General features: G+C 60.1%; 23 protein-coding genes. 21 read left to right on the top strand and 2 right to left on the bottom strand.

Annotation, left to right across the window (positions count from 1 at the left end; all coding sequences use genetic code 11):
• Nucleotides 1–3 precede the first annotated feature (3 nt).
• The 18 genes from AC0IZS_RS33025 to AC0IZS_RS32940 all read left to right on the top strand — a co-directional run bounded on the left by AC0IZS_RS33025 (nucleotide 4) and on the right by AC0IZS_RS32940 (nucleotide 12870).
• Nucleotides 4–1584: an ArdC family protein gene (locus AC0IZS_RS33025; protein ID WP_305540486.1), complete on the top strand. Its 1581-nt coding sequence runs from the start codon at nucleotides 4–6 to the stop codon at nucleotides 1582–1584.
• Nucleotides 1585–1607: 23 nt separating this feature from the next.
• Entirely contained in the window at nucleotides 1608–2642 is a 1035-nt protein-coding gene (locus AC0IZS_RS33020) for a hypothetical protein (protein WP_305540484.1), read from the top strand.
• Nucleotides 2643–2674: 32 nt separating this feature from the next.
• Nucleotides 2675–4033: a hypothetical protein gene (locus AC0IZS_RS33015; protein WP_087863747.1), complete on the top strand. Its 1359-nt coding sequence runs from the start codon at nucleotides 2675–2677 to the stop codon at nucleotides 4031–4033.
• A 28-nt stretch (nucleotides 4034–4061) separates the two neighbouring features.
• The gene (locus AC0IZS_RS33010) at nucleotides 4062–4469 is read left to right on the top strand and encodes a hypothetical protein (RefSeq protein ID WP_305540482.1); all 408 of its coding nucleotides are present in this window, start codon (nucleotides 4062–4064) and stop codon (nucleotides 4467–4469) included.
• A 152-nt stretch (nucleotides 4470–4621) separates the two neighbouring features.
• On the top strand, nucleotides 4622–4891 hold the full coding sequence (locus AC0IZS_RS33005) for a hypothetical protein (RefSeq protein WP_087863745.1): 270 nt from the start codon (nucleotides 4622–4624) through the stop codon (nucleotides 4889–4891).
• Between the two features lie 2 nt (nucleotides 4892–4893).
• Nucleotides 4894–5124, top strand: coding sequence for a hypothetical protein (locus AC0IZS_RS33000; protein WP_056639108.1), 231 nt, complete (start codon nucleotides 4894–4896; stop codon nucleotides 5122–5124).
• An 11-nt stretch (nucleotides 5125–5135) separates the two neighbouring features.
• Nucleotides 5136–5489, top strand: coding sequence for a hypothetical protein (locus AC0IZS_RS32995; protein WP_471639640.1), 354 nt, complete (start codon nucleotides 5136–5138; stop codon nucleotides 5487–5489).
• A complete protein-coding gene (locus tag AC0IZS_RS32990; protein ID WP_471639639.1) occupies nucleotides 5486–5716 on the top strand; it encodes a hypothetical protein in 231 nt (76 codons plus the stop codon). The genes AC0IZS_RS32995 and AC0IZS_RS32990 overlap by 4 nt, the downstream gene beginning before the upstream one ends.
• Nucleotides 5717–5759: 43 nt before the next feature.
• Nucleotides 5760–6122 carry a hypothetical protein gene (locus tag AC0IZS_RS32985; RefSeq protein ID WP_471639638.1) on the top strand — a complete coding sequence of 121 codons (363 nt, stop codon included), beginning with the start codon at nucleotides 5760–5762 and terminating at the stop codon, nucleotides 6120–6122.
• A 277-nt stretch (nucleotides 6123–6399) separates the two neighbouring features.
• Nucleotides 6400–6597: a hypothetical protein gene (locus tag AC0IZS_RS32980; protein WP_471639637.1), complete on the top strand. Its 198-nt coding sequence runs from the start codon at nucleotides 6400–6402 to the stop codon at nucleotides 6595–6597.
• A gap of 11 nt (nucleotides 6598–6608) precedes the next feature.
• On the top strand, nucleotides 6609–8723 hold the full coding sequence (locus tag AC0IZS_RS32975; protein WP_471639636.1) for a hypothetical protein: 2115 nt from the start codon (nucleotides 6609–6611) through the stop codon (nucleotides 8721–8723).
• Entirely contained in the window at nucleotides 8716–8949 is a 234-nt protein-coding gene (locus AC0IZS_RS32970) for a hypothetical protein (RefSeq protein ID WP_471639635.1), read from the top strand. Before AC0IZS_RS32975 ends, AC0IZS_RS32970 begins: the two co-directional genes overlap by 8 nt.
• A 57-nt stretch (nucleotides 8950–9006) precedes the next feature.
• Complete coding sequence (locus AC0IZS_RS32965) at nucleotides 9007–9417, top strand: DNA translocase FtsK (RefSeq protein ID WP_471639634.1); 411 nt, start codon at nucleotides 9007–9009, stop codon at nucleotides 9415–9417.
• Between the two features lie 11 nt (nucleotides 9418–9428).
• Nucleotides 9429–9701 carry a hypothetical protein gene (locus AC0IZS_RS32960; RefSeq protein WP_471639633.1) on the top strand — a complete coding sequence of 91 codons (273 nt, stop codon included), beginning with the start codon at nucleotides 9429–9431 and terminating at the stop codon, nucleotides 9699–9701.
• A 9-nt stretch (nucleotides 9702–9710) separates the two neighbouring features.
• Nucleotides 9711–9890 carry a hypothetical protein gene (locus AC0IZS_RS32955; RefSeq protein WP_092942592.1) on the top strand — a complete coding sequence of 60 codons (180 nt, stop codon included), beginning with the start codon at nucleotides 9711–9713 and terminating at the stop codon, nucleotides 9888–9890.
• Between the two features lie 360 nt (nucleotides 9891–10250).
• On the top strand, nucleotides 10251–10949 hold the full coding sequence (locus AC0IZS_RS32950) for a hypothetical protein (RefSeq protein WP_471639632.1): 699 nt from the start codon (nucleotides 10251–10253) through the stop codon (nucleotides 10947–10949).
• 13 nt (nucleotides 10950–10962) lie between these two features.
• Nucleotides 10963–11340 carry a hypothetical protein gene (locus AC0IZS_RS32945; RefSeq protein WP_471639631.1) on the top strand — a complete coding sequence of 126 codons (378 nt, stop codon included), beginning with the start codon at nucleotides 10963–10965 and terminating at the stop codon, nucleotides 11338–11340.
• A gap of 1233 nt (nucleotides 11341–12573) precedes the next feature.
• Nucleotides 12574–12870, top strand: a complete 297-nt coding sequence (locus AC0IZS_RS32940) for a hypothetical protein (RefSeq protein WP_471639630.1) — start codon at nucleotides 12574–12576, stop codon at nucleotides 12868–12870.
• A 71-nt stretch (nucleotides 12871–12941) separates the two neighbouring features.
• Here AC0IZS_RS32940 and AC0IZS_RS32935 read toward each other — a convergent pair whose 3' ends face one another.
• Both AC0IZS_RS32935 and AC0IZS_RS32930 read right to left on the bottom strand, forming a co-directional pair.
• A complete protein-coding gene (locus AC0IZS_RS32935; protein ID WP_471639629.1) occupies nucleotides 12942–13325 on the bottom strand; it encodes a hypothetical protein in 384 nt (127 codons plus the stop codon).
• 124 nt (nucleotides 13326–13449) lie between these two features.
• A complete protein-coding gene (locus tag AC0IZS_RS32930) occupies nucleotides 13450–14454 on the bottom strand; it encodes a DNA-binding protein (RefSeq protein WP_471639628.1) in 1005 nt (334 codons plus the stop codon).
• Between the two features lie 346 nt (nucleotides 14455–14800).
• Between AC0IZS_RS32930 and AC0IZS_RS32925 the strand changes: the two genes are divergently transcribed.
• The 3 genes from AC0IZS_RS32925 to AC0IZS_RS32915 are packed head-to-tail and all read left to right on the top strand — an operon-like array spanning nucleotide 14801 to nucleotide 17223.
• Nucleotides 14801–15061, top strand: coding sequence for a hypothetical protein (locus tag AC0IZS_RS32925; RefSeq protein WP_087863674.1), 261 nt, complete (start codon nucleotides 14801–14803; stop codon nucleotides 15059–15061).
• Nucleotides 15062–15072: 11 nt separating this feature from the next.
• On the top strand, nucleotides 15073–15945 hold the full coding sequence (locus tag AC0IZS_RS32920; RefSeq protein WP_471639627.1) for a hypothetical protein: 873 nt from the start codon (nucleotides 15073–15075) through the stop codon (nucleotides 15943–15945).
• Between the two features lie 3 nt (nucleotides 15946–15948).
• Nucleotides 15949–17223, top strand: a complete 1275-nt coding sequence (locus AC0IZS_RS32915; RefSeq protein WP_471639626.1) for a tyrosine-type recombinase/integrase — start codon at nucleotides 15949–15951, stop codon at nucleotides 17221–17223.
• Nucleotides 17224–17298: the final 75 nt, after the last annotated feature.

Raw genomic sequence — 17298 nt, 5'->3', positions numbered from 1 at the left:
GGCATGGACGAAAAGAAGCCACGCCCGAATTTCACCCAGGACGTGACCAACAAGGTCATAGAGCTGATGGAAACGGAGGGCACGAAGCCGTGGGAGGCGAGCTGGGATCGAGGGTTGACCAAGGCCTTCAATCCCTACACGCCGCAGAAAGGCAAGCAGGGCCGCGAGTATCGCGGTGCCAATGCTGTGAACCTGCTCATGGGCCAGCTCGCACGCGACTCGGCTGACCCGCGCTGGCTGACGTTCAATCAGGCCAAGCAGGCAGGGCTTTCGATTCGCAAGGGAGCGGTGTCGGAGGCGGTGATGTTTTGGCAGTTTCCTGAGTCCAAGCCCAAGGATGTGGAGTGGTCTGCAGGGACAGACAAGCCTGCTGTCGAAGCTGTCTATCAGCTCAAGAGCGGCAAATATGCCGCCTACGGGCGCCTCGGCTGGATGAAGGAAGCGGACACCATTGAGGCGGCGCAGAATGCGCGCGTCACAGGTAGCAGGTTCCGTGGCCACGACTCGTACCAGTGGGCTCCGGTCGATGACTTGGAGGCCACGGCCAGGGTGGAGCGGCCAAAGCCCATCTATGCCCTGGTGTTCAACGGGGCCGATGTGGTGGGCATGCCGCCCATGAAAGAACGGCGCCCGTTCAATGCCAATGAGCATGCAGAGCGCCTGATCCAGGCAACCGGCGCCGTGATCGAACATCGTGAACTGACCCGAGCTGCCAAGGGCGCTTTGGTCAATAGAGCCTTCTACGATCCAGCGGGCGACGAAATCACGGTGCCGCCTCGCGGTCACTTCAAGACCCCAGGTGACTACTACCGCACTGTCATCCACGAGATCGCGCATTGGACGGGCCACGAGTCCCGGCTGAATCGTGGCGTTGAGGATGCCAAGCGCGACTCGCCCGAATATGTGTGGGAAGAACTGCGCGCCGAGATGGCGTCGGCCATGATCTGCGCCGCACTGGGCGTGGAGGGTGGTCTGCAAGACCACGCGGCCTACCTTGATGACTACATCAAGCTCTTGAAAGAGGACCGTTCTGCGATCTTCAAGGCGGCTCGCGACGCCGAGAAAATCTACAACGCAGTCTTTGACTTCGACCCAGAGCTACGCGCAATTGTTGAAGGGCACCTTTCCGACAACGCAATTGGCGCGGCTGACCCCAATGCGAAGCGTCAACAGGGCATTGACCTCAAAAAGATTATCAAGGGTGAGCTGCCGAATTTTGCGCCGATCAAGCCCGCAGTCACGCATGAGCCTGTTGCGGAACCGCCTGCTACTCCAGGGGGTGGGCATGTGGCGTGGCCGATGCCCGCTGCCGCTCCCGTTGCCACCCCGCCACCCGCGCCAGGGGGTGGTGGGGTGGTGTGGCCGATGCCGGTGCCTGTTTCCCCGTCACCGGCTGCTCAAGCTGCCGATGAGGATGTGGAGATTGACTTTGGAGGCCTCCGCTTGGGCGACGAAGCGACACAGCAGGTGAATGCGGGCGTCGCCCAGGACCAGGACGATGAGATCGCGCTGGACGGCTTCGAGCTGGATGTGGCGTTGGACGGCCAGTACAGCGACATTGAGGTAGGTGGACCAGCGCCGTAGGCGCTGCACTCGTGGAACAAAAAATGGCTTCTATCAAGGCAACAAGAGACGCGATCAAGGAACTTCCAGGGATGACTGCGCTGCACGCCGATGGCGAGTGGCGTGTCACCGTCAACCTGTACAGGCTTTCCGAGCGCTATCCCGACAAAGGCAGGGCATGGTGCGAGGAAAGGCAGGAAGCGATTGCGTACTACACAAACGACGCGGACGATGCGCTTGCAACGGCCAAGAGCATGTCCGCGAACTGGGAGAAGGAAAAGGCAATGACGACAGAGAAGAACACAACCCCCGCGCGTGAGGACGAGTTGCCCCAGGCATCGCCTGGGGGGTATGTAGTGCTTTCCATTGAAAGCACTGGCAACGCAGCCTTTGCGGACATGGGCCGCACTCATGAGATCGCCAGGATCGTTGGCGATGCAGCCGACAAGATCGAGGGCATGAGCCTGGACGATTGCTCTTTTCCACTGCGTGACGTGAACGGCAACCGGGTGGGAGAAATTGCGGTGCTTTCCCGCGTGCCCAGCGAGCCAATCCCCGATAGCGGGCTGCGTCTGGCTATCGAGCTGGGCAACCTTGCTTTTGAGGATGAGCCGCAGCAGGAGGTGTCGCGCATCCTGCGTGATGCCGCTGCCCGGATCGGCGATGGTGCAAACGACTTCCAGCTCCATGATGTGAACGGGCTGAACGTGGGCCGCTACCAGTTCGTACCCGTGGCCTCGCTGGTGAAAGATGGCCGCGTGGACATGAGTGAAGCGCTACAGAGCGGCAGCGTCTATCTTGCCGATGACGGCTACTCCGGCATCGCAGATGGCGAGTTCCGGTACGTGGTGCCAACCAAGGACTTCGAGCCGGGATACCACCAGGGCCAAGGCGATGCATGGCTGGTGAACGCCAAGGGTGAGCTGGCATCCGGCTACGACGAGCCACAGACGGTGCGTGAAACCTCCTTCCGTGAGCTGAAAGCGGTTGAGCTGAATGCCTTGCGCGAGGTGGTCGAGGGGCGCGTGACATTCGAGGATTTCGAGCGCAGCTTTGACGATGCCGACCCGGCACCATAAACCTCCAGCAATCAATCGCCGAGGGGATCAAAATGGATCATTCCAACAAGTCGCTTTCCAGTGATCTGGCGAAGATCGCCATGGGTGAGATGCACTCCGATCAGGTGCTCCGTGCGAGCGTGGAGCGCCTGGAAACGCTTCGGGATCAGCACGAGCATGCTGACCCGGCCATCACCAAAAACCGGATCGTTCAGGCGCTGGTGCATTGCAAGCTCGCGTTGCACGGTGTTCACGAGGCGCATCACAAGCTGCAAGACGCCTCGGTACTCTTGGCACTGGACGAGGGCCAGAAGGTCAGCAATAGCAAGCTACCGCCCGCCAACCAAGACCCGCGCTGGCAAGCGCAGATGCAGGCTCTGCGGGATGTGACGGCTTCCATCAATGAATCCATGGCACCTGAGATCATCAAAGCCGATTTCGCGTTGACCAAGCTCCGTGAATACGGCGAGGATGTTGAGCTGGAGTTTGGTGGCGCGGTCGAGACTCTTGCCGATGGCACTGAGCGGGCGGGATTCAAGCGAACCGACCCCGATGGGCTGACCTTGCACGTTGTGTTGGAGGCGCCCCCAGGTGCGTCCATGGTCCTGGCCTATGCGAAGCTGGGCAAAGGCGACGATGTGCTCGTTGAGGGTGAGGTCATGCCTCGTAAGTCAGTGATCGGCGCGCTTGATGCGGCCATAGCCTCATTCGACGCGCTGAAAGCCAAGATGCCCGTTACGGAGGCGCGGACCCAGCCCGAGGCGCAGGCTCTCGCGCAACGAGTGGCCGGTGCGATGGGCGCAACGCTGGGGGATTGGGTGCAGGCGCAGGCCAAGGAGTGGGTGCGTAGCACGATGACCACTCCCGATGGCAGGGCCATCCGCGTAAGTGCATCCACGGGCGGCGTGGTCAGCATCAACGGAGATCCATTTACCCCCGACGCCGACCGTATTCTGAACGTGTCTGACGCGGCGGTGGCCGTCTCCATGCGTGTTGCGATTGAGCGTACTCCGGCGCCGTCTTTTCCGATCAGGACTGATCGTGTGTTTGTCGATGCCCCTGGCGAGGTGGGTGCTGCCTGGGCCAACTTATGCGAGGAAGAGAATCGCCTTGCGGGCTACCTGTCCAGCCAGGAAGAGGGAACTGCCGTAGTGCTGGATGGTGATGCGTGGTATCTCGAACTGGACGAGAGCCAGCAGCTTGTCCTGATGCATGGCGAGGTGGTGGACGGCAAGATCAAGAACGCCAGTTCTCGGTTCGACTTCGATTTGGGCTGGGTAGACGTTGAGGGCGAGGAAGTGGTTGCGTACACGTCTCGCGTCAGCAGTGTCGCCGACGATTTCATGATCGACCGGGCTCTGTGGAAGACCATGAAGGTCGAACATTGCGATTCACCGACCCCTGGCATGTGACCGTTACACCGTACCCGTAAGGAACTATATGAGCACAAACTACACCGTTTCCATCACGTTCGAGGTGGTGACTGACGAGTCGGTCGAAGCTGGCGAAGTGGCGTACCGTGGCTACGAGCGCGAACGCGAAGACATGGATTTTGACGAGCTGAAACGGCTTGTTCAAGACTTCGGATTTTCCGAGCCTTCCTGCAGCCATCTGCAGGAGCGCATGTGGTTTTCCACCACCACGCCGAAAGAGGATCGGGCTTACTTTGAGGAAGGTGAGCGGCGCTTCTTTTCCCTGCACCTGCACTCGGTCAACGGCGAAGAGCCTACCCTGGACGACTACGCGGACATTGCACGCATGGCTAGGGTCAAGGTGAGCGGCCTTGAGACGGCTGGAACGCGCATTCAGCCAGAAGATGACGAGCTGTCGGCCAGCCCGAGCGCTTAGGCAGGAGCCCTTACCATTCCGGCACGGGCTTAGACCACCCGGTGGCTGGAGTGGGCGGGGGCGCAAGCAAGCGCAAAAAATCTTTATTAGTGTGTACTAAAAGGCCAATTAGTGCGCAATAATAGGGCCATCGCTTAATTCACAGGAATAGCATGGCCCACCAACGTATCTTGAATCAATCGCAGGCTGTGGCTGTCTGCAATGCGATGAGCCACATCAACAATGTCGCCATCGCCTACCGGGAAGGCTCCGGTCTGAGCATCAGCTTCTTCGGCAATGTCGAGGCTGCTGGCAACGAACCGAGGAAAATCGAGGTCGTTGAGGTGGATGGCGGATTGATCGTCAGCTACGGGTTGCTTGATCGCGAGCGTGAAACCTACCCCAGTCAAGCCGCTTTTGCTACGGCCTACGGCCTGGACTAGCGATGGCGCGCAGCACACAGGCCTCTCTGGAGGCCAGTCGCAAGAAGGCAGGGCTGGCTGCTGCAGCTAAGCTCGAAGCGGCGGCGGATGCTCTCAATGCGTACATGAGGGCATGCCGCGAATGCGCCGATGCAAGCAATCCCGACCGTAACGGCGCCGCTGACAGCAGGGTCATTCTCGTGTCGCAATGCTCGCACTACAGCAGCTATCTGCAAGATATTTACTCGAAATAGTGGGGGTGGAAATGTTCAAATTGTTGGTGGTGATGGCGGCGATTGCGTTGACCGCGTTCATGGTGGTGGGGCAATCGGAGCAGGCAGAGCGCACTGCGCAGCAGGGCACGCTTCTGGAGCGCCTTGAAGCCTTGAACACCCCCCAGGTGTCGTTGCTCGTGGACGAGTGGCGCGAGGCCTATCCCAGCCCGAGCGCCGAGCGCCTGACGGAGCTGCGGGTGCTTGTGCAACGTGTGTCGGCGGCCCCGCGTTTGGCTGAGCAATACACGGCCAGTGCGAGGCAGCGGAAATTCGACGCCCTCGGTATCGAGTCTCCATTTGGCAGTGTCAAGGCATCCCCTGGCATTGGTGCAGTGCCGAAATGAACAAGCAACGGCGCGATGCTATTCAGTCCATCCTAGATGAGCTGCAGGTGCTGCGCGAGCGCATTGAATCGGTGCGTGATGAAGAGCAAGGGGCGTTCGACAATTTGCCTGACAGCCTACAGCAGGGGAGTGGGGGGCAGAGGATGGACGAGGCCGTAAGCGCCCTGGATGTTGCCCTTGATGGCGTTGACGAGGCTGCGGCCAGCCTCGATGAAGCTCAAAAATAGAACGCATCAAGCGTGGCTACAAAAACAGAAATTGAGCACTGACATGCACAAGCAATCTCATCAGCGGGAAGTCGCCCAGGTGCCCATTACTTGGCTCATCGGCTCCTTCGCGTGCGGCCCACTATTCCTCTGGGTGCTCAAGCGCCTCCAGGCGGCTCCAAAGGGTGTGGGTGAGCTGCCGATTGCCGAGTACATCACCCCTATGTCGGCGGGTTTGATTTTTGATTTTTTGCCTGGGGTATTGGCAGGGCTTGTCATGGCCTGCCTTCTCGCCGTCGCGGTGAACATTCGATTCGCTTTCCAAACCCGGACGCAGCGCTTTGCGATCTTTGCTGCGTGTGAAGTCGCATTCATTCTGGGTTGTTTGTTGGGCTTGTGGCTGCTCTGGGAGTCCGTGCCTGGGTGACGGCGCGCAGCGCATGCCTTCCATCTCCTAGAAAAAATTGAAAGAGTAGGGCAAGGCTGAGCTGTGGGGATGTGGGCAACGTGAGCGTTGTCCACCATGTCCATAGTGAGGCGCGTCAGGGTTTTACTGTGGGCAAGCTGCAGGCTTGTCCATAGTGCCCGGAATCCTGGCGGTGGAGGATGGAGGGCGGGGGTGCTCCTGGCCGCACGGCCTTTGCGCCTCACAACCTACGGTTGAAACGGCGCCTGGTTTTTTTAAGGCATGTTGAAGGAGTAGCATGAAACTCAGCGATCCACAGGCACTGCTCGTCACGAAGCTGCAGGCTGGGTGCAAGTTGCAGCACCACCCTGGCACAGGGTTGTTTCGCCTGCAGGAGCCCACCACAACACGAACTGTCCACCCGGCAACAGTGGAGTCGCTGATCCGGTGCGGCGTCATCAACAAGTCGCTTGACGGCGAGTGCAGCTTAGCGTGATGGATAGCCGCTTGAATGATGAGTCGCTGCAGGAGGGTGGAGTTGATAGCGCTTCGAGTGCATCGCGGTCGAAGCTGCTGCAGGCCCTGGAACTCTGGCGGGAGATTACCGGCGTCGATCCCAATGCCACCCGCTTGACCATCTCGTCGTGGGCTCTGAAAGAGACTTTCACGGCGCTGCAGGAGGCCATTGACCTTGATCCAAGCGAGATCACGGCCAACCTGTTGCTGGGCTATTTTCTGAACACCTACCTTGCGGAGCGTGAGGTGAGCCTTCTCACGTTGCTCAACGATCCCAAGAGTGTGGCGGATCGGCTGGCGAAGCCACGCGCTCTCATGGAGCTGCTGGGCAGGCCTGAGCTGGTGGAAGCCAGGGGGGCATTCATCGCCGCCATCTCCGAGGCCTTGGAGGGCTATGGAGCTGCTGGGCGCGATGACGTGCAGCAGCTCCTGCAGACCCATGATTCCATCGCACTGCTGCGGCGGGATGCGCTGCGCGGCATCGAGAAGCTGCGTGTCGATCAGTTCCTTGACGGCCTGCCAGAGGCCGAGGGCTTTCGCCCGATCTACAACCGGGTAGTGCACCAGTGGTGGAATGTTCAAAGTATGCTGGCAGCGGCGACGCGCATGCCCTCTGGCGTGTCGCTGAACCTGATCCGGCACCCGGACGGCTACCAGAGCTATTTCTGCTTTGTGATTCGCAATGGCGGCAACTTGTTCGTCCTGTCGGACGTGCCCGAGTATTCCCATCCATTGCAGGGGATGATGAGTCGCAGGCCTGACCGCGAGCTGGACAGGCGTGCCGCGCGAAACTGGTTTCCGTATGACTTACTCGGAGTGTGGTATGACGAAGAGTCAGGGCGGCTGTACATCAAGCAGACCGAGCAGCGCGGGCTGGTGGCCTACCAGAATGTAGCGCTTCCCTTAAAGCCCATTGCGGACCTTGCACCGCCCGAGCTGGTGTGGTTGTCCATGATGTTCGACCTGATCGTGGAGAAGTTCTGGCACCGTGGCTACAAGGCAGCGCAGCTCTCGTACACCGCCGAAATGCTGCAAGCCCAGGATGCGCTCATAGAGCATGCGAGGACTGCGAATCTGCCGGTGCCCGTCTACGAGGCTGTCGGCCTGCCTGCACTGCGCAAGGCCGATGTAGCGGCGGATGCAGTATCGGATGACGAGGTGGGCGCGAAGTGCCACGAGCCCAACCGCTGGATGGAGGAACGGTACGGGCACCATGTCCCCGACGAAGCACTCAACCTGCTGGCGGCGCCGGAGCAAACGTTCGCCCTGGACGCCAGCACCGGCGAGATCACCAAGACGAGTCCTGGCTACCTTGGCCTCACGGACTGGCAGCAGGAGCGCGAGCTGGGCAATCGTACCGAGATGGCCAAGCTCGATGCCACCAGTTTCGGGAGCCGTGAGCGGATCGAGGCCGACCGCAAGTTCATCGCCCGAGCCAACTTCGCCACGCACGTAGGCAAGCTGGCTGCAGCAGAGTTCACCGAGCGCAAGGACGAGGTGAAGGCGTGGTACGAGGACCGGGTGAAAGCCAATGCTTCCACTCTGCTGAGCTGGTGCGGCCATGACGTGCTGTGGGTGGATGAAGGGCTCCAAGCCTCATTCACCCATTTCGAGGGTAGCGTGGGAGGTGTTCGTTCCATGGAGGTGGACGGCAACAGCCGGGGACTCCAGCGGAAATGCCGCCAGTTCCTGCGGCGATTGAGCCTGGAGGAAAGCACCTGGGAGCAGCGGTACAGCGCTGCAGGGGTTGTTCTTGGAGGGGCGAAGGGCTCCAAGATGCTGTGTCTCATGAATGGCACTGCGGCGAGCTACTGGGTCGGCATCTATCCGGCGAATGCTGCCGAGCTGGCACTGGTGGCAGGGTGCGCGGTGACAGAGTTGCCTGACGTGCTCCAGCACTGGAATTTGCTCAGGACGTACACGGGCAACCATATTCTCAGCCGGATCGACCCGATGATATGGAAGGCGCAAAACCCATGGTTGAAGCTGAAATTGTCGGTCCTCATTCCGCTGTCGAAGCGTGCCGTTGCTCAGCTCGCCAAGGTGCCACTGGTAACCCCGGCGCTACCCAGGCTCATGAACGAAGGGGTGGGAAGCAATGCCTGATGTTGTATCTCTGAACCATGCCGATGCCACCAAGAATCCCGGCAATTTCAAACGCGCTGACTTGGCGTATGCGCTGGACAATGCCGCTGAATTTCTCGAAAACGAAGAGTGGCCCGAGCGCGATGGCGGTGCGCAGATCGCCGCAAATCGGGAGGCCGCAAAGCGGATCAGACGGATGGCTGCGCGGCAATGGGCTCTCGTCGCCGATGAGGATGCAGCGAAGTAGGAGGTTTCGTTTTCTTAATTAGTGTGGGATAATAAGGCCACATTCAAGGACAGCGAAATGACCCCGATCCCAGAAGACCTCGTGCAGCGGGCTGCAGAAATTGTGATTGCACAACAGCGAGCAACGCCCTCCATGCTGGAGCGCTTGCTGCATGTGCACTATCAAACGGCAGTAGCGCTGCTTGAAGAGCTTGAGAGGCTTGGTGTGGTGGGGGCGGAGATTCGTAAACTTGGTGAAAGAGCTGTTGTGGGCGTCCTCAACAACAACGTCCGGTTCCTTGCGGTGATCGACAGCGAGGCGAAGGCCGTGATACTGGGCGGCATCGCCAAGCATTACGGCATTAGCGCTAGGGCGGCCTATGAAGAGGTGTCTGACAAGTCGGCAGAGCATCTGCTGGATTACATGGTGGAGCCACAGCGCTCTGCTGCCTCTGTGCTGATGCAGGCACACGGCTTGCGCGGGTATTGAGGGAGACGAGCATGCCGGTGAAACAAGACCTAAATTTTGCTCAAGCGATCGAGCTGCTGAGGCCACTGCAGAAGCCACGCGCCACGCTCTACGGGCCGCGTGTTGGGTTCTTCATGGGTGAGGCCACCGAGGCATTGGGCGGTAGCTTGGCTACCGCTTCAAACATCCTGGTGTCACTGCTCACGCAGGAGCTGCTGGCGGGCGAGTTCGTCGTTCTCGCAGAAGGCGAGGATGCGTACACCTTGTACCGGCTGGTGGACGTGCAAGCGCCCACCGTTCACTGAGGGGAAACCATGGCAAAGCCAAAGAAGCTCACCAAAGCAGCGAAGAAGCTACTCCAAGAGGCTGGCTGCAGCGAGATCGCTGACGACTTTGTTGTACTTGGTCAAACGGATCTCCGCATTCTGCTGTCGGATGCTGCCGTTGATGATCTGAATGCCCAGGCGCGCGAGATGGCAGAGCTTGGAAAGTAGGTGCGGCATGAGCAGGATCAGACGCAACTCGGACTTGCATACCTCGCAGGCCGACTCGGAAAAGTTGGTTCTTCAAGTGCTCGCCTCACCGACCGTGAGCGGGCACAAGGTCACGCTGCCATTGTCGGCGCTCGGCTATGCGGCGTATCCTGGCTACAGCTTCAAAGCGCCGCAAGGCGCGGCTCTGGCGGCGGCTAGGCTGGCACGCGGCATGGCGGATCGCGGCCTCATTGGCTGGAGCCCTGGTGGGCGTGCGGGAGCTGGTCGCGGCTACTACGTGAAGCAGGCCGGGATTCTTGTGCTGGAGAATGCAGCCTCAACTGACAGCAGTTCGGCAGGGGCCCCTGAGAGGCTAGGATGATGAAAGCACCTTTCCATCCCATCAAAGGCAGAAACCGTTATTGCGGCCCTGCGGCCATGGCGACGATCCTGGGTGTGACCACCGATCACGCGGCGCGCGTGCTACGGGGACTCACCGGGGAACGCTGGGTCAAGGGAGTCTCTGTGCGGCACCTCACCGCAGCCATGGAGCAGCTTGGTGTTCGCGTGCGATATACCCGCATTGACGCGGCCTATGAGTCTTTGGCTGATTGGCTCAGGGGCAATCTGCAGCTCTTCCAGGCCTCCCATCTCATACTGCAATTTGGGGTGCACGGCGACTCCCACTACGGCACGATCAGTGATGGCATGTACCAGTGCAACCTGTCCAGAATGCCGGTGCCGTTCGAGTCGATTCCATTCAGGCCAGCGGCAGGCGTGGTTTTCGGCGTTTTCGAGGTGCTTGACCGGCCCATGGTGGCTCCGAAAGATGCCAAGGTGGCAGCGCGTGGGACACTGGCGAAGGCCAAGCGGATTGCAGCGCGCTACGGCATCGTGATCGACAGCTTCGACGGGATGTGGTTTGAGGTATCTTGCCCTGAGCTGGAGCACGATGATCCGTTGGAAGGGCGCAATTCCACGGATGATGCGCGCGTGGTGCTTGAGCTGGTGGACGAGTACCGTGACTGCCTTGAGGGCGGGTATCTGGAAGCGGTGACAGACCCGTGTTTGATGAATTGAAATGGAGCCACCAATGGGAGATGCAAAGCGCCGCAAGGCATTGGGAAACTATCCCGACACTACCAAGCCCAAGCCAGCGACGCAGGGCGCGAGGTCGGACGGCGGCGGCGAAACAGTCACCTGGGAAGTGCTGGGCGACTTGGCCGCGCATCCGAAGAGCGAGGCAGTCATCCAGCTACTGGAGCAACTGAAACGGAAGTACGAGGGCTTTGGCGGCAACACGATGCTTGTCACGCTTGAACAGCCCGCGCGCACTCCGATCATCAAAGCCAGAGTCACAGGTATGGGGGCCTTCATGGGCCTGATCGGTGGCATGCAAGACCTCGGCCTTGTTGACCGACTGGAGAACGCCAGCGGGCCTGAGCGCGGCATCGACGCCGCATTTTCCTGAGAGAAGGGTGATGGTGGTGTCTCCTGGCATGCGACCGCTGCTGCTGGCTGCTACGAAGTTCGGCATGCCACTGCTGCTTGTTGGTGTGGCATATCTCTGCGTTGCTACGGTAACCATGATCCTCGCAACGGTGTGGCCCGGTGCATTTGGGCCTGCTGGCCGATCACTCGTTTTCAGCATGAATGAGCATGGCTTGATGCTCGCGGGTGCGCTGGCCCTGCTAGGGCTTGAATTGTGGACTTGCTCGTGGTTGTTGCGCGCCATCCCACCAGAGCCAGCAAGTTGAGTATGAGCTGCTGGAACAAGCCTACGGCAAAGGAGCGTGCAGCCATGGATGCCGCGCTGCGTGCGCAGCGCCTGGGCGTCGCACATGCAGATGCAAGTCGCGGAGTTGAGGCCGCGACAGCGCGCAAGGTACTTGCGAAACTCGATCAAGAGGTGATCCAGTTGAAGCTGAGCTACTGCTGGACCCCCGGCTGCACTGGTTGCAATCAAGTTCCGTCCCGGCCTTGAGCGCGAGTTGACGCGGCATTTGTATGACTGACTGCAAGCGGCTTTTGTGGTGTTGGGTAGCCAGCGGCTTGCAGGTTCTGGTGCCAAAGCGCCGTGGGAGCGGCTTTCTCCGTGTGCCCTACGGTCATCACCATGACGCGGGCTTGGATGCCGTTGGCGCCCTGGTGGGGGTGGATGTGTTTGGTCTTGACGGAGCGCTGTTCTTCGAGTGCAGTGGCTCAGTTTTTCATGGTGCGCCCGCTGTCCGCGAGGCATTCGCTGCGAAGGTGATGCCTGCCCTCGAACGGCATTACGGCCTGAGTGCGCTGGAGATTTCAGAGGGCGAGTTTTGGCGGCTCCACCCCCTGGAGCGGGCCGAGTAGCTAGGATAGAAGTGGCTGGCCTATTGAACGGGCGATTCGGCCCCTACAAGCCCAGGACGCCTGCAGAGCGAGCCAAGGCCCGCAAGCAGGCACAGGAGGCAAGGCTTGCGGCCATCCAGCGGCAGGATTGGCTGTCCAGGCACAGCACATGCCTCAATGGCTGCGGCGAGCCGGTGGCTTTCTATGACGAGGTTTATCTTTCGCTGCGTTACGGCGGCTGCTGTTCGGCAGCATGCGAAGAAAGCTACCGAGCCAAAGATGCATGAGCTGTGTCGGTGGCCATGGGCGAGAGGTGCGTCACCTGCTACCCCCTTGATGGGCGCATATGATCGCAACGCAATTCGACTGAACCCGCACCATGACCGATTTTGATGCTTTGCTGTTCACTGCTGCAACGATTGCCCTGGTCGTCGGGGTGCTCTGGGCGCATGCGGGTGGTTTCTACTACGCGCGTTATCCGGTCGCCGATCTGCTTGATGACGCGATGCGGCTTGGACTACTTTCCGAGCACTCCATGGATTCGCTGCTCACGCGGTTGTGCTCTGCGGCTGATGTTCGCGCGGAGTGTGTCAAGGTTCGCGCAGAGCTTGGCATTCGCAGGACTTCGACTTGGGAAAAGCTACTTTTCCAGCGGAATCGCCGACGCCTCGGGTGAGGCTCTAGCGCTGGTGTTCTCTCAAGTTTGCTCGCCCTTGAAATGATCCCTTCCGAGAGAAAGTAGCACTCCTAATCTTCATCATCCACAAACCCAGTCGCAGTTGGCCGCACCGGGATGAGACTGATGCGCCGCACAGCTTCTGCCTCTTGACCCTCTGGTACGCAAAGCCATGACTGCCGCCATCTGTCGGCACGGCCTTTGCGACCGCGCAAAAAGTATTCTGTGCCCGCGATCTGCATCACCCCGTCGATCCGAAGTCGTGCCCTGGTAAGGCAAAGCAATAGCTCTGGCCCAGCCTGACCATCTGTGAGGAACGCCTGCATGTTTACGACTGGCGAGTAATCGTCCAGCGGGGCAGGCCGGAAGTGCAGCCAGCCTTTGACGCCCCCGGCTTTGATGATCTGGGCGGGGTGTTTGCGCTGGCCTCGTTCGCGCATCTGGTAGACAATCATTTGCACTGTATAAGAATACAGTATTGAGTCCGCTCGATCACCTCTGCCATTTTTACGTGAACACTCAGTCCAATGGGACTTGATCGGGCGCGCCAGCGTCGTGAGCAGGCTGCGCGCACCGTGGTCAACGTGCCAGTGGTTGTGGCCGCTTGAGCCTGCGTACACGCGCAGCAGGGGCCTTTCCGGCAGTTTTCCTGGGGGCCGCTTTAGGTTGGTGCCGCTCCTTGCTCAGTAGCGCGCGCAAGGCTGCATTCGCTTCGGCCAGCTCCGCGTTTCTTTGCATCGCCTGGGCGTGGTCTGCGCGCAGGCTGGTGTTGGCCTCGGCCAGCTCGCTGAACCGTCGCATCGCCTGGGCATGCTCCATGCGAGCGTCGGCGACTTCGCGCCGGAGGGTCGTCTCCAGCTTCGCCGCCTTCTGCTCACCTTCCTGCAGGCCCTCCTGGCGGGCCAGCGCGACCTGTTGGCGTGCCGTGTCGATCTCTCGCATTGCGCGTCGGCGCTCGTCGTCAAGCCTGGTTGTGAGCGTGTGCAGCTCCTGTGTGTTGGCCGCAATCACCTGGGACATTTCCCGGCGTTGTTGGCCCAGCTCGGCGATGTTCTGTGCTGCCATGCGCTCTGCCTGTTCGCGTGCGGCCCTTTCAGTGTTGCCTCGTTCGCGCTCCCGTTCCAGCTCGGCCTGGAGTTCGGCTGTTCGTTGCTCGGCATGCGTCAGCGCTGTGGTTTTGGCTTCCAGCTCGCCCATGGCCACATTGAGGGCGCGATCCGATTCCATCTGCTCGGCCAGCAGGGCTTCACGCTGTTCCTCGAAGTCTGAGCGTGCTTCTGTCAGCGCTGCGTGCCATAGGGCCTGCATCGGCTGGGTCAAGACGTCAGGCAGGCCCTCGGGCCGTTGGTGCAGCCGCTGCAGCCTGACTCCCTGTTCTTCACGGAAGTCTTTGATGCCACGGTTTATGTCGGTGGCAGATCCTTTTTTGATGTGTCCACGGATCACCAGCCAGGAAGGAATTCGCTCTCCAAGCCTTGCCAAAACCTCGCAGCAAATCTTTGTTCGCTCGTATGCCGAGCCCTCCTTATATGCAGGGTAGGCCTCAAGTGCGCTCTGAATTTCACTCTCTGCAGGGGTGGACATGCAAGCGCCTTTCTGTGCTGTGTTGGTGTCATATGGGTGCCGCATCGGTGCTCTGTATTGGGGTGTGCAGCAGCTAACCAATTCTCATTGATCCTGCAAATTTTCTCGCTATTTGCAAATGCGATTGTAGCGCCCGTTCCTGAAAAACAGCATTAATACATGAACGTATAACGTCCATATCAGTACGAAAGCGATTGACTAAGTGCTGATAACTGCTATTATCAGCACCAGTGCATAGGGTGAAATGTTCCAGGTAATTGGTTTGACAAGCCGTCTACACAACAGAAGTTGTGTCTGTTTCGCCCGAAGCGCTGCAAAAAAACCGTTCTAAATCAAGGAGTTATCCATGACCACTGCCGATACGACTCAAGGCCAAGCTGTAGCAGCTTTCGACATGACGCCCACCTGGGGCGAGGTAGGCCTGCTGTTGTGGCGGCTTGCTGTGTCCAAGGAGTTGAAAGCCCTGGAGGCTGGCAAGTCCGAGTTCCAGAAGGCCTTCGCTGGCATGGAAGTGCTGAACCAGCTCCTGCGCACGTTGACCCCTGAGCAGCGCACGCTCTATGAGCGCGTGTTCGCAGAAGAGCTGGCAAAGCAAGATCGTCGTTGAAAGACCGCGCCATGAGTGAACTGACCCCTGAGTCCTTCCCCCTGGTGCGCGGCGCCCTGCGCAGCACGCGCAGCTTTGACGCGGCCCTGGAGGTCATCCTTGATGGTGACGCTGCAGGGTCGATCCGCAATACGGCATGGAAGGATGCCAAGGACACGCTCTCTCGTGCGGTGTATGAGGTGTGGCCCCGCCTCGTCAGCGAGCCGTTTTTCCACGGTCGGTACGCTGAGCTTTCCAAGGATCTGCAAGACCTCTACAACAGTGTCCTTGTGATGGGCCTGCATGACGTGATTTCGACGGCCAAGAAAGTCGCCAAGACCAAGGCAACTGGCCCCGCTGTTGATGCGATGCGTGCTTTCTGTGACGAGGTGCTGCCGCTGTCTCTCATGGTGGCGTCGCTCCGCGATAAGGTGGTTAAGGGCCGCGCACCCGGCGCGGGGCCTGCCAAGCCCATTAATCCACGCAAGGTGGTTAAGACGTGCCCTTGTTGCCAGCGCGGCATCGCTGTGGCACGAGGCACTATGGTCCACCACGGCTATCAGCGCCCAGGCCATGGCTGGCAGACCGCCTCTTGCGCAGGCGTCCAGTTTGAGCCGCTGGAGGTGTCCCCCAAAGGCCTTGAGTACGTGGTGCGGACGCTGCGTGCCCAACTAGAGGCCAATCAGAAGGCGTTCGCAGAGCGGGCCACACAGCCGGAATACCTTCTCGGCAAGCGAGAGCGCAAGGGGCCACTGGAGAGGATTGTTCGTGGTGACCCTCTTTGGCTCCGGCTGTTCAATGCGCACGTCGCTGAACTGGAGTATTCCATCCGCGTGCTTCGCGCCGACCTCCCGCCTCTGGAAAAGATGCTCGCTGAGTGGCAACCGGGCATGGGTGGCCGCTGAGCCGTGCTCCTTTGGTGCAAAGAAGTTAAAAACCGTAACGATGCAATTTTGTCGATTGTTGCAAAAGCACGTTTACGGCATGAATTTACCAGTGAAAAACCCTTCCTCTGTTATGCTGACTGGATCACTATGAACCTGCCTGTACATGAGTCTGCGCCCATGCCCGCATCGCTTCGCGAAGGCGGGCTGTCTGTTTTGGGCGCTCGTGGTGATGCAGACGCGGTGGCTATCTGGCTGCAGGCGCGCGGGTCGCGTTCAATTCACACGCAAAGAACCTACCGCCGAATCGGCGAGCGGCTGTTGGTCTGGCTCGCCAGGGCCGAAAAGACCCTGGCCGAAATGACGGTGGCTGACGCACAGGCGCATCTCGATTCCCTCCGAAGCCCGGATGTGAGCTTGCTGATCCCCCGCAATGAGGCGGGCAAGCTGGCCGAGCCCTTGTACAAGAGCCAGACACTCAAGCGGCCACTGTCTCCGCAGGGCTTTGCCTTTTCGCGGACTGTTCTGAGCCAGCTTTTCCAATACCTGATGACGGCTGGGTATGTGCGTAGCAATGTGTTCGCGCTGACGGAGGTGCCCGAGGTCGTGGAGCGCGATGCAGCGGACAAGGTGCTCTCCCAAGAGGGAGGCAAGTACCTATGGGAGTGGCTGCGCCCTCACGAGCTGCCTGTTGCGCCGCACAAGCGTCTTATGGCCGCGCGCAATCGGTGGGTGTGTGCTCTGCTCTATTACACGGGAATTCGCAGCAAAGAGGCCGTGGCAGGCCGTATGGCTGACGTGGTGCGTGACTCTGACGGGTGGCAGCTCAGGGTTCTGGGCAAAGGCGCGAAGATTCGCCGTGTCACGGTGAGCAACACGCTGGGGCGCGAGCTGATGCGCTTTCGTGAGGCCATGGGAGTCCCGCCTTGGCCGACACCCGATGACCCGATGCCCTTGATTCCTCATGTGCGAGGCAAGGATCGGGCTACTACACCGATCTCGTCGCGAATGCTGCACAAGCTCGTGAGCGAGCTTTGCAAGGCTGCTGCCAGTGCCAGCGACGATCCCCACGTCGCTGATGAGCTGCGCCGCATGAGTGTCCACTGGTTTCGTCACACCTCGGCGACGCATCGCCTGGAGGCTGGAGCGCGCCTGGAAACCACCCAGCAGGAGCTGGGGCATGCCAACCCGAAAACCACCCTGCTCTACGCCCAGATCGCTGGCCGCGCCCGACGCGAGGACGCAGAGCTTTTTGAAGCCGCAGTAGCGGCACGAAGCAAACAGGAGAAATCGAGATGACGAGAAGGATTAGGCGCCCTGCGCGTGCGCGCGCCCGCCAGCCGCATGTGAGCTATGGGGTGCCGTCTGAGCGCG

It is taken from the genome of Acidovorax sp. AC410 (assembly GCF_979253235.1).
Note: the sequence above shows the minus strand (reverse complement) of the source record. Positions and strands in the feature narration are given on the sequence as shown.